The sequence below is a fragment of the Proteus mirabilis ATCC 29906 genome, assembly GCF_000160755.1.
Lineage (GTDB): Bacteria > Pseudomonadota > Gammaproteobacteria > Enterobacterales > Enterobacteriaceae > Proteus > Proteus mirabilis.
In genome coordinates, this window is sequence record NZ_GG668581.1 from 117,041 (window position 1) to 129,085 (window position 12,045).

Sequence of the window (12,045 nt, forward strand, 5' to 3'; positions counted from 1 at the left end):
TTAGCGTTATCTTACCCTGTTCTTTTAATGACATAAATTACTGAAAGCCAATCTATTTCGCTTATATTGAAAAATACAGAAAAGAATAAAGGGGGAATAGCACAAAGAGAGGAATAAGAAGGGAGCCATTAAGCTCCCTTCCTTTTTAAATCAGACGTACTCGATTAATCGATAGAACGTTTAATTTCGATAACTTGGAACACTTCAATCATATCGCCAACACGGACATCGTTGTAGTTTTTCACACCGATACCACATTCCATACCATTACGGACTTCGTTGACGTCATCTTTAAAGCGACGCAGTGATTCAAGCTCACCTTCGTAAATAACCACGTTATCACGTAATACGCGAATAGGATTGTTACGTTTAATGTTACCTTCAACCACCATACAACCCGCGATAGCGCCGAATTTAGGTGATTTAAACACATCACGAACCTCAGCAAGACCCATGATTTCTTGTTTGTATTCAGGCTCTAACATACCGCTCATTGCTGATTTAATTTCATCAATCAAGCTATAGATAACGGAGTAGTAACGTAAATCAACACTTTCTTGTTCGATAATACGACGAGCAGAAGCATCAGCACGAACGTTGAAACCAAGAATGATAGCATCAGAAGCAGCCGCTAAAGTCGCATCTGTTTCAGTGATACCACCCACGCCAGAACCGATAATTTTCAGTTTAACTTCATCTGTAGAAAGTTTAACTAATGCATCAGTGATGGCTTCACAAGTTCCTTGAACATCCGTTTTCAGTACGATGTTCAGTTCAGAAACTTTACCTTCTTCCATGTTAGCAAACATGTTTTCCAGTTTAGATTTCTGTTGACGAGCCAGTTTCACTTCACGGAATTTACCTTGACGATATAAGGCAACTTCACGCGCTTTTTTCTCATCACGAACAACGGTTGCTTCATCACCCGCAGAAGGTACATTAGACAGACCTAAAATCTCAACAGGCATTGATGGGCCGGCAGATTGTACTTCTTTACCTAATTCGTTACGCATTGCACGAATACGACCGTATTCAAAGCCACACAGAACGATATCACCTTTATTCAAGGTACCTTCACGAACAAGGATAGTCGCAACAGGACCACGGCCTTTATCGAGGTAAGATTCGATAACAACACCGCTTGCCATACCCTCTTTTACTGCTTTCAGTTCAAGAACTTCCGCTTGTAATAAGATAGCATCCAGCAACTCGTCAATACCTAAGCCTTGTTTTGCTGACACATGGATAAACTGAGTCTCACCACCCCAATCTTCTGGCAGAATGCCATATTGAGACAGCTCAGTTTTAACACGATCAGGATCAGCTTCTGGTTTATCAATTTTGTTCACGGCAACAACAACAGGCACATTTGCTGCTTTGGCGTGTTGGATAGCTTCGATAGTTTGTGGCATCACACCATCATCAGCAGCAACAACCAGAACAACGATATCCGTTACCTGAGCACCACGGGCACGCATTGAAGTAAATGCGGCGTGACCTGGAGTATCTAGGAAGGTAATTTCACCTTTGTCGGTTTTAACGTGATAAGCACCGATATGCTGAGTAATACCACCTGCTTCACCTGAAGCCACTTTCGTTGAACGAATGTAGTCGAGTAAAGAGGTTTTACCATGGTCAACGTGACCCATAATAGTCACCACAGGCGCACGAGATACAGCCATTTCATCGCTAGTATCACGGTCGTTCATCACTTGTTCTTCTAACTCGTTTTCACGACGTAAGATAACTTTGTGACCCATTTCTTCCGCAACCAGTTGTGCCGTTTCTTGGTCTAAAACTTGATTGATGGTTGCCATTGCACCCATTTTCATCATTGTTTTAATGACTTCAGAACCTTTCACTGCCATTTTGTTTGCTAAATCAGCAACTGAAATAGTCTCACCAATGACAACATCGCGGTTTACAGCAGCTGCTGGCTTATTGAAGCCTTGCTGTAATGTGCTGTTTTTACGTCCTTTGCCTTTCTTGTTAGAACGGCCAGCAGCGCGAGCTTCTTCACGATCTGCTTTTTCAGAGTGACGGTTATTTTTCTTTGGACGAGGGGCTTTTGCTGCACGACCACGGCCACGGCCACCTTCAACCTCAGCATCACTTTCATCTTCTGCATCACGCGCATAGCGAGATGTCGTCACATGATAGTCAGTACCTTCTGTTTCAGATGACGTATCTGAAGTCCATTTTTCAGCATTTTCTTCCGCTAAGCGACGCGCTTTTTCTGCTGCAATGCGAGCTTCTTCTTCAGCTTTACGACGCTGAGCTTCTTCTGTTTTACGTTTCAGTTCAGCCTGTTCGGCTATGCGACGTGCTTTTTCCTGATCAGCCTTATCAGCTTTTGGTTTCTCGTTTTGTTTCACTTTGTCTTTTTCCGCTGCTTCGCGCTTAGCTAATTCCGCTGCTTCACGTTTTGCTTCTTCAGCTTCACGTTTTGCCTTTTCTTCAGCCTTTTTCTTGGCTTCTTCAGCTTCACGTTTTGCTTTTTCTTCAGCTTCGCGCTGTGCTTTCTCTTGTGCTTCGCGCTGTGCTTTTTCTTCTGCTTCGCGACGCGCCTTTTCTTCCGCTTCACGCTGAGCTTGCTCTGCCGCTTGTGCTTTTTCAACTGCATCACGGTTCACATAAGTGCGTTTTTTGCGGACTTCGATGGCTACTGATTTATTTTTGCCACCTGTACCAGGAACACTTAACGTACTACGCACTTTGCGCTGTAACGTTAATTTTTCTGGTTGGCTGGTTGACTCTTTATCACGGTTCAACCAAGCCAGCAAGGTTTCTTTCTCTTTTTGGGAGACAGAATCAGAGACGGTTTTCTTAATACCGGCATCAGCAAACTGCTGTACCAAACGTTCAACCGGTGTCTGAATCTCTTCTGCAAGTGATTTTACTGTTTCATCTGTCATTCTGTTCCTTCCTGCTCAGTTGTTACGCATCATTCCCAAACCAGCAGATATTACGAGCAGCCATAATGAGTTCGCCTGCGCGCTCACTATTTAAACCGTCAATATCAGTTAGGTCGTCGATACCCTGTTCGGCAAGATCTTCCAGTGTGCAGATACCACGGGCAGCTAGATCAAATGCTAAAGAACGTTCCATGCCTTCGAGAGCTAATAAGTCCTCAGCTGGCTGGTTATCGCCTAGGCTTTCTTTTTGAGCTAGTTCAATCGTTGTTAATGCCGCTTTTGCTCTTTCACGTAATGCTTCAACTGTTTCTTCATCAAGACCGTCGATAGCTAACAGTTCGTCAATCGGCACATAAACTAACTCTTCAAGGGTAGAGAAACCTTCTTCAACTAAAACAGTTGCGAAGTCTTCATCAATGTCGAGATGCTTAGTAAATATTTCAATGGCTGCGTTTGCTTCTGCCTGATGCTTAGCATTCAGTTCATCTGCAGTCATGACATTCAGTTCCCATTTGTCATCACCACGATGTTTTTTCAGTAATTGCGCTGCTAAGCGAACATTTTGACCATTACGGCCAATCGCTTGGGCAAGATTACTGCTTTCAACAGCGACGTCCATTGTACATTTGTCTTCATCGACAACAATAGAAGCAACATCTGCCGGAGCCATTGCATTAATCACGAATTGTGCAGGATTATCATCCCACAGAACAATATCAATTCGTTCACCGCCCAGTTCACTGGAAACGGCTTGTACACGTGCACCACGCATACCAACACAAGCACCCACAGGGTCGATGCGTTTATCGTTGGTTTTTACAGCGATTTTGGCACGAGAACCTGGATCACGTGCTGCAGCTTTAATCTCAATGATCTCTTCGCCAATTTCAGGTACTTCAATGCGGAATAATTCGATCAGCATTTCAGGACGAGAACGTGTTACGAAAAGTTGTGCACCACGAGTTTCTGTACGAACATCGTATAAGACACCACGTACACGGTCACCTGGGCGGAAATTTTCACGCGGTAGCATATCTTCACGTAAGATAACGGCTTCTGCGTTATTTCCTAAATCTAGGGTGATGTTATCGCGGTTTACTTTTTTCACAACGCCCGTGATAATTTCGCCTAATTGTTCGCGGAATTGATCAACAACCATCGCTCTTTCAGCTTCACGTACTTTTTGTACGATCACTTGTTTTGCGGTCTGGGTGGTAATACGGTCGAAAGTAACAGACTCAATTTGGTCTTCAATGAAGCCGCCTAGTTCAATTTCAGGCTCTTCGTATTTAGCCGCTTCAAGTGTGATTTCACGAGTAGGCTGAGTAACTTCTTCAACCACAAGCCAACGACGGAAAGTATCAAAATCCCCCGTTTTACGATCAATGCAAACTCGTACATCAATCTCTTGCTCATATTTTTTCTTAGTCGCTGTCGCTAATGCAGTTTCCAGTGCTTCGAAAATCTTCTCACGAGGAAGAGATTTTTCGTTAGAGACCGCTTCCACAACAGCCAGAATCTCTTTGTTCATCCTAGTTGCCTCTTCAAAACTTAAAAGTGGGGTACCAGGTTAGCTTTCTGGATGTTGCTCAGTGCGAACACTTCGTCTTTACCATCCACAGTAACCGTGATCATTTCGCCAGCGACAGACTTAATAATGCCCTGCCATTTACGGCGGTTTTGCATCGCAATTCGTAATACAACGGCGACTTCTTCGCCGATAAATTGCTCATAATGCGTTGTAGTGAATAAAGGTCTTTCTAAACCAGGAGATGAGATCTCAAGGTTATAAAATGTTTGAATTGGATCTTCAACATCCAGCACAGCACTGACCTGGTGGCTAACATCAGCACAATCATCAACAGTGATACCTTCTTCACTATCAATATAGATACGCAATGTTGATACTCGACCACGAATAAACTCAAGACCAACAAATTCAAAGCCTAATGCTTCTACTGGTGCTGAAACCATCGCTGTTAATTTTTGCTCTAATGTGGACAAACCCACCCCCAAGGCATAAAAAAAGGGCTTATAGCCCAGTATTCTATTCTCTGATAACAAAAAACCCCGAAATTCGGGGCTTTATGCAACTGGACCCTGTAACTTGCCAATCGAGATAACCTCTTCTACGGCACATTCCACTCAGGATCATAATCGGTTTACAAGATGATTAATGAGAAAAGTGCTGTATTGTTAGAAGTGGTTGCGGGGGCTGGATTTGAACCAACGACCTTCGGGTTATGAGCCCGACGAGCTACCAAGCTGCTCCACCCCGCGTTCGAAAAACGTGGCAAATTTTACGCTGATAACAAGCAAAACGCAAGCTATCTGGAATAATGGTGCCGAGAACGGGACTTGAACCCGTACGCCCGTTTTGTAGGCACTACCACCTCAAGGTAGCGTGTATACCAATTTCACCACCTCGGCACTTTAATGAGACTGTTTATTTAACCAAAACCCCAAACAATCTCATTTTTAACTATTACTTAGTTTACTGCGGAATATCTGTGTTTGCTGGTGCTACAGGCGCTGCTAATTGCTCAGCTTTTTTCGCTTCTTCTGCAGTCTGCTCGATAGACATCCACTTACTGTCTTCACGAACAGTTTTATTGGCACTTAAATTACCTAAAATAAGGCAAAGTACAATAAACACTGTTGCTAAAACAGCGGTCATACGGGTCATGAAATTTGCTGAACCGCTTGAACCAAATACTGTACCGGAAGCACCTGCACCAAAAGAAGCGCCCATATCAGCACCTTTACCCTGCTGTAACAGGATCAGACCAACCAGCCCTGTTGCTGCAATGATAAGAATAACAATGAGTGCTGTATACATTTGCGTTACCTATTCTATGGAACTTATCGCCTATGCGATAACCTTCGATTGCTTCACCCGCTTTAGTTCAACGACCTTACTAAGCGGGTGTGAATACTAACCAAACCTGAACTGACAAGCAAGGTTATTTTACTATAAAGTGATTAATTGAAGAAAAAAACAGCAATTAGCCAACATGTTTTACTGCATCAGCAATACGATTCGCCATCGCTGTGACTTGCTCTTCATTTTCGCCTTCAACCATCACTCGAATTAATGGTTCTGTTCCTGATTTACGTAATAAAACGCGTCCCTTACCACCAAGCTCCGCCTCGACTTCTTTTGCGACTTGCTGAACTTCTGTGGATTGTAGAGGATCGTGATTTCCCGTAAAACGAACATTCACCAAAATTTGTGGTAATAATTTCATGCCACTGCATAGATCATGCAAGCTCATATGGTTACGAACCATTGCGCTTAATACTTGCAGACCAGCAACAATACCATCACCCGTTGTTGTCTTATCAAGTAAAATAATATGACCCGAGTTTTCCGCCCCTAAACGCCAGCCTTTTTCTTGCAATTTCTCAAGCACATAGCGGTCACCCACTTTCGCTCTCACAAAAGGAATACCAAGCTGTTTTAAGGCAATCTCTAACCCCATATTACTCATTAGTGTACCGACGGCACCACCACGTAGTTGACCTTGACGCAATGCTTCTCGCGCAATGATATAGAGAATTTGGTCACCATCTACTTTTAGGCCTTTATGATCAACCATAATAATACGGTCACCATCACCATCAAAGGCTAAACCAACGTCGGCCCCCTCTTCTAACACGCGTTTTTGCAACATACGTACATCTGTTGCACCACATTCGTCATTGATATTGATGCCCGTAGGCTCACAACCAATAGTGATAACCTCAGCCCCGAGTTCACGAAAAACATTAGGCGCAATATGGTAAGTTGCACCATGGGCACAATCCACAACAACTTTTAACCCATTTAAATTATTTTCGTTAGGGAACGTACCTTTACAAAATTCAATATAACGGCCTGCGGCATCAACAATGCGATTCGCACGCCCTAATTCTGCAGACTCTACACAAGTGATCGGTTTTTCCATTTCCGCTTCAATAGCTTCTTCTACTTCATCAGGTAGTTTTGTACCATCAATGGAGAAGAATTTGATGCCATTATCATAATAGGGATTATGAGAAGCAGAAATCACTATGCCAGCTTCTGCTCTGAAAGTACGGGTTAAATAAGCGACCGCGGGGGTTGGCATCGGGCCTGTAAATGAAGCAGATAATCCTGCAGCAGCAAGGCCTGCTTCTAGAGCCGATTCCAACATATAACCAGAAATACGAGTATCTTTACCGATAATGATTTTTCGTGAGCCGTGACGTGCAAGTACTTTACCTGCAGCCCAGCCTAGCTTTAATACAAAATCAGGTGTAATAGGGCTGTCACCTACTTTTCCACGGATACCGTCTGTTCCAAAGTATTTACGTTCGCTCATTCATTATTTTCCTTTGCAGAAAGAGTCGCCTGCACGACTTTCATCGCATCTACAGTCTCTTTAACATCGTGTACACGAATAATTTGTGCCCCTTGCATTGCAGCAATAACTGCGCAAGCAACACTACCAGCAACACGCTCTTGTGGCGGAACATTGAGTAACTGCCCTACCATTGATTTACGTGACATTCCGGCGAGTATCGGTAAACCAAAGTGATGAAAATCACTTAGATGTGCTAATAATTGATAATTATGCGCTAAATTTTTACCAAAGCCGAAGCCTGGATCAAGAATAATTTGATTTTTCTCGATACCAGCATCAATACAACGTTGAATATTCTCTGCCAGAAAAGCATCAACTTCTATCATCACATTCTTATACTGCGGCGAATGTTGCATTGTTTTAGGTAAACCTTGCATATGCATAATACAAACAGGTAACCCCGTTTTTGCAGCCGCCTGAAGTGCTCCAGGTTCGGTAAGTGAACGTATATCATTGATAATAGAGGCACCCGCTTGAGCGGACTCCGTGATCACTTGTGCTTTGGATGTATCAACAGAAATCCACACATCAAAACGTTGCTGGATAGCTTCGACCACAGGAATAACACGATGTAACTCTTCATCGACAGAAACATCACTGGCACCCGGCCTTGTTGATTCACCACCGATATCGATGATAGAAGCCCCTTCAGCAATAAGTTTAGCGGCGTGGTTAATAGCATCATTAAGAGAGTTATGCGTTCCGCCATCAGAAAATGAATCTGGCGTCACATTTAAAATGCCCATCACTTGGGGTGAAGATAAATTAAGCTCTCTTCCTCTGGCAATTAATTTCATTTCGTTGATACCTATATAAAAAAACCCCAGAAAGCCTGGGGTTTGTATTTATAGCTTACTCAATATAGAACCCGATAAGGATTAATGAGTATTGTTATCAGAAGGTGTGTCACTCTCTGATCCTGACTTATTATTTGGCTCATTCGTCACATGTGTTTGTGTCGGCTGTGCTGTAGCGGTATTTGCACCACTATTGCCATTATTGCCTTCCCAACCTGCCGGTGGACGAACTTCACGACGATTCATTAAGTCATCAATTTGAGGTGCATCAATGGTTTCATAAGTCATTAATGCATCTTTCATTGAGTGCAGAATATCTAGGTTGTCCATCAGGATTTGACGAGCACGGGTATAGTTACGATCGATGATAGCTTTAATTTCTTCGTCGATAGTACGTGCTGTTTCATCTGACATATGTTGCGCTTTAGCAACTGAACGACCTAAGAACACCTCACCGTCTTCATCAGCATACAGTAATGGCCCTAATTTTTCAGAGAAGCCCCACTGTGTCACCATGTTACGCGCAATATTGGTTGCCACTTTGATATCATTAGAAGCCCCTGTCGAAACATGTTCAGGCCCATAAATGATCTCTTCCGCTAAACGACCACCATAAAGTGTTGAAATTTGGCTTTCCAGTTTTTGACGGCTGGCACTGATTTGGTCACCTTCAGGTAAGAAGAAAGTCACACCTAATGCACGTCCACGCGGGATAATCGTCACTTTATGTACCGGATCATGTTCAGGCACTAAACGACCAATAATGGCGTGTCCCGCTTCATGATAAGCCGTTGATGCTTTTTGTTCTTCGGTCATAACCATTGAACGGCGTTCAGCACCCATCATGATCTTATCTTTTGCTTTTTCGAACTCGACCATTGAAACAACACGTTTGTTACCGCGTGCGGCAAATAGTGCAGCTTCATTAACCAAGTTTGCCAAGTCAGCACCGGAGAAACCCGGAGTACCACGAGCAAGGATCGCAGGATCAACGTCTGGTGATAATGGCACTCGGCGCATATGCACTTTCAGAATTTGCTCACGACCACGAACATCTGGTAAACCTACGACGACTTGACGGTCAAAACGACCTGGACGTAATAATGCAGGGTCTAATACGTCAGGGCGGTTAGTTGCGGCAATCACGATGATACCTTCGTTGCCTTCAAAACCATCCATTTCGACCAGCATCTGGTTCAGCGTTTGTTCACGTTCATCATGACCACCGCCAAGACCGGCACCACGTTGACGACCAACCGCATCGATTTCATCGATAAAGATGATACAAGGTGCTGCTTTTTTAGCCTGTTCAAACATATCACGAACACGAGAAGCACCGACCCCGACAAACATTTCAACGAAGTCAGAACCAGAAATAGTAAAGAAAGGTACTTTTGCTTCACCAGCAATCGCTTTTGCTAATAATGTTTTACCCGTACCAGGAGGACCAACCATTAGGATACCTTTCGGAATTTTACCACCTAATTTCTGGAAACGACCCGGATCACGTAAATACTCAACTAGCTCGCTGACTTCTTCTTTTGCCTCATCACAACCTGCAACATCAGCAAAGGTTGTTTTGATTTGGTCTTCTGTCAACATGCGAGCCTTACTCTTACCAAAAGACATCGCACCTTTACCGCCACCACCTTGCATTTGGCGCATAAAGAAGATCCAAAGACCAATCAGTAAAAGCATTGGGAACCAAGACACAAAAATTTGTGTTAGAAGACTTTGACCTTCAATGGGTTCACCGGTCACTTTTACATTACGGTTCATTAAAGTGGTCAGCAGGTTATCATCACGCATAGGCATATACGTGCTGTACTTTGAGTTATCTGTTTTAGTTACATTAATATCATAACCACTTATGCTGACCTCGCGTAACTGGTTATTAGTTAACTCATTGATAAAGGTAGAGTAATCCACCTTACGACTATTCGAATCGCTGGGTCCGAAGCTCTGGAATAATGACATCAATACGACTGCAATGACTAACCAGAGGATCAGGTTTTTCGCCATGTCACTCAAGGGATTAACCTCATATTACAACTGTGTTAACAAATAGCTTTAGGGTACTAAAGTTTACGCCCTGTGGCTACAATATATACCTCACGAGAACGAGACCGCGAAGCGTCTGGTTTACGAACTTTCACTTTCGTAAACAGGGAGCGTATTTGCCCCAGGTACTCATCAAAGCCTTCTCCCTGAAACACTTTGACAATAAAACTTCCCCCGGGAGCCAGCACATCACGACACATATCAAGCGCTAACTCTACTAAATACATGGATCGAGGAATATCGACCGCGGGTGTTCCGCTCATGTTTGGAGCCATGTCAGACATGACAACCTGGACTTTATTATCACCTACTCTATCAAGCAATGCCTTCAATACAAGTTCATCACGAAAATCGCCTTGAAGGAAATCGACACCAACGATAGGATCCATAGGTAAAAGGTCACATGCGATGATCCTACCTTTATTTCCTAACTGCTGTACGACATATTGAGACCACCCACCCGGAGCAGCACCTAAATCGACAACGGTCATACCTGGTTTGAAAATGTTATCACTTTGCTGAATTTCTTCCAATTTAAACCAAGCTCGAGAGCGAAACCCTTTTTTCTTTGCTTGTTGAACATATTTATCACTAAAATGTTCTTGTAACCAGCGGCTAGAGCTTGCCGAACGTTTTTTATTGGCCATTGCGTTTTCCAACTATCATACACTTAGCAATCAAAAATTTTACTTCTTCACTCATTTTACCGCATCTTGACGACATTTTATGGTGATAAATGAGAGATGGCGTTAGAATAGACCGTTTTCAATCCCAACTAAGCAAAAATTAATGATGACTCTTAACAAAAAACAAATTCAACACCTGAAAGGGCTCGCTCATCATCTCAATCCTGTCGTTATGATCGGTAACAACGGGTTGACTGAAGGCGTTCTTGCAGAAATTGAAATCGCTCTGGCACATCATGAGCTTATCAAAGTCAAAATCGCAGGCGAAGATCGAGATGTTAAAAACTTGATCGTGGCAGCGATTGTGCGTGAAAGCGGTGCACAGAATGTACAAGTTATCGGAAAAATGGTTGTTCTTTATCGCCCTTCTGAAGCGCGTAAAATTATTTTACCGAAATAAAACTTATACCTTTATATAAAAATGCCATAACTAACTCTATGGCAAAAAAGGCCTTTTCAGGCCTTTTTTAATATTACCACAGGATAGCATTCTAGTTTTCTATAGAAACGTAAAATTACAAATTAAATATATTCTACGTTTAAAACTTCATACTCTACTTGGCCGCCTGGGGTGTTAATGACCACCACATCATCTAACTCTTTACCAATCAATCCACGGGCAATCGGTGAGTTGACTGAAATTAAGTTTTCTTTAATGTTTGCTTCATCATCACCAACAATGCGGTATTTTTGCTCTTCTTCAGTATCCACATTGAGTAACGTCACCGTGGCACCAAAAATAATACGTCCATTATTTGTCATTTTAGTGATATCAATGACTTGCGCATTTGATAATTTTGCTTCAATTTCTTGAATGCGGCCTTCACAGAAACCCTGTTGTTCACGAGCTGCGTGATATTCCGCGTTTTCTTTTAAGTCGCCATGTTCCCGTGCCTCAGCAATGGCCGCGGTAATTTCTGGGCGACGAACACTTTTTAGATATTCCAGTTCTTCGCGTAATTTTTCTGCTCCGAGAACTGTCATAGGGATCTGATTCATGTGTTAATACCTCAATACTATTCCTAATAAAAAATAGGTATCATCCTGATTTTTTATACTAACAACACAGAGAAAAGGTTCTACTTTACTCTTCTCAAGACAAAAAAAGACACAGGCAGCCTTAATGAGGGCCTGTCCCTTTATATATTCGATGAATAGAAAATAATTGTAACTTTCTACCCTTTTGGTTGGGAAGTAGTAA

The 12,045-nt window shown here is 42.8% G+C and carries 10 protein-coding genes and 2 tRNA genes; 1 reads left to right on the forward strand and 11 read right to left on the reverse strand.

All coding sequences use genetic code 11. The annotated features are described in order from the left end of the window. Positions 1-164 precede the first annotated feature (164 nt). From infB to rlmE, 10 genes are all read right to left on the reverse strand, one after another. Positions 165-2,915 carry a translation initiation factor IF-2 gene (gene infB, locus HMPREF0693_RS14370; protein ID WP_004246237.1) on the reverse strand — a complete coding sequence of 917 codons (2,751 nt, stop codon included), beginning with the start codon at positions 2,913-2,915 and terminating at the stop codon, positions 165-167. A 22-nt stretch (positions 2,916-2,937) separates the two neighbouring features. Beyond that, positions 2,938-4,446 (reverse strand): transcription termination factor NusA, encoded by a 1,509-nt coding sequence (gene nusA / locus HMPREF0693_RS14375; RefSeq protein ID WP_004246238.1) that lies wholly within the window; start codon positions 4,444-4,446, stop codon positions 2,938-2,940. A gap of 20 nt (positions 4,447-4,466) precedes the next feature. After that, positions 4,467-4,919: a ribosome maturation factor RimP gene (rimP, locus tag HMPREF0693_RS14380; RefSeq protein ID WP_004253010.1), complete on the reverse strand. Its 453-nt coding sequence runs from the start codon at positions 4,917-4,919 to the stop codon at positions 4,467-4,469. A gap of 199 nt (positions 4,920-5,118) precedes the next feature. Then, a tRNA-Met gene (locus tag HMPREF0693_RS14385) sits at positions 5,119-5,195 on the reverse strand. Positions 5,196-5,255: 60 nt separating this feature from the next. Further along, a tRNA-Leu gene (locus tag HMPREF0693_RS14390) sits at positions 5,256-5,345 on the reverse strand. 64 nt (positions 5,346-5,409) lie between these two features. Beyond that, a complete protein-coding gene (gene secG, locus HMPREF0693_RS14395) occupies positions 5,410-5,754 on the reverse strand; it encodes a preprotein translocase subunit SecG (protein WP_004246240.1) in 345 nt (114 codons plus the stop codon). A gap of 166 nt (positions 5,755-5,920) precedes the next feature. Continuing rightward, positions 5,921-7,258: a phosphoglucosamine mutase gene (glmM, locus tag HMPREF0693_RS14400; RefSeq protein WP_004246241.1), complete on the reverse strand. Its 1,338-nt coding sequence runs from the start codon at positions 7,256-7,258 to the stop codon at positions 5,921-5,923. Further along, a complete protein-coding gene (gene folP / locus HMPREF0693_RS14405; protein ID WP_004246242.1) occupies positions 7,255-8,097 on the reverse strand; it encodes a dihydropteroate synthase in 843 nt (280 codons plus the stop codon). The genes glmM and folP overlap by 4 nt, the downstream gene beginning before the upstream one ends. Positions 8,098-8,178: 81 nt before the next feature. Continuing rightward, positions 8,179-10,119 (reverse strand): ATP-dependent zinc metalloprotease FtsH, encoded by a 1,941-nt coding sequence (gene ftsH / locus HMPREF0693_RS14410; protein ID WP_004246243.1) that lies wholly within the window; start codon positions 10,117-10,119, stop codon positions 8,179-8,181. Positions 10,120-10,175: 56 nt separating this feature from the next. Beyond that, the gene (rlmE, locus tag HMPREF0693_RS14415; RefSeq protein ID WP_004246244.1) at positions 10,176-10,805 is read right to left on the reverse strand and encodes a 23S rRNA (uridine(2552)-2'-O)-methyltransferase RlmE; all 630 of its coding nucleotides are present in this window, start codon (positions 10,803-10,805) and stop codon (positions 10,176-10,178) included. Positions 10,806-10,950: 145 nt separating this feature from the next. Between rlmE and yhbY the strand changes: the two genes are divergently transcribed. Continuing rightward, entirely contained in the window at positions 10,951-11,244 is a 294-nt protein-coding gene (yhbY, locus tag HMPREF0693_RS14420; protein WP_012368729.1) for a ribosome assembly RNA-binding protein YhbY, read from the forward strand. A gap of 122 nt (positions 11,245-11,366) precedes the next feature. Here the strand turns inward: yhbY and greA are convergent, their stop codons facing one another. After that, positions 11,367-11,843, reverse strand: coding sequence for a transcription elongation factor GreA (gene greA / locus HMPREF0693_RS14425; protein WP_004246246.1), 477 nt, complete (start codon positions 11,841-11,843; stop codon positions 11,367-11,369). Between the last annotated feature and the right edge of the window lie 202 nt (positions 11,844-12,045).

Coding starts and splice junctions, on each gene's coding strand:
- glmM (WP_004246241.1), bottom strand. CDS start 7,258: ATGAGCGAACGTAAATACTTTGGAACAGACGGTATCCGTGGAAAAGTA.
- yhbY (WP_012368729.1), top strand. CDS start 10,951: ATGACTCTTAACAAAAAACAAATTCAACACCTGAAAGGGCTCGCTCAT.
- infB (WP_004246237.1), bottom strand. CDS start 2,915: ATGACAGATGAAACAGTAAAATCACTTGCAGAAGAGATTCAGACACCG.
- rlmE (WP_004246244.1), bottom strand. CDS start 10,805: ATGGCCAATAAAAAACGTTCGGCAAGCTCTAGCCGCTGGTTACAAGAA.
- secG (WP_004246240.1), bottom strand. CDS start 5,754: ATGTATACAGCACTCATTGTTATTCTTATCATTGCAGCAACAGGGCTG.
- folP (WP_004246242.1), bottom strand. CDS start 8,097: ATGAAATTAATTGCCAGAGGAAGAGAGCTTAATTTATCTTCACCCCAA.
- ftsH (WP_004246243.1), bottom strand. CDS start 10,119: ATGGCGAAAAACCTGATCCTCTGGTTAGTCATTGCAGTCGTATTGATG.
- nusA (WP_004246238.1), bottom strand. CDS start 4,446: ATGAACAAAGAGATTCTGGCTGTTGTGGAAGCGGTCTCTAACGAAAAA.
- greA (WP_004246246.1), bottom strand. CDS start 11,843: ATGAATCAGATCCCTATGACAGTTCTCGGAGCAGAAAAATTACGCGAA.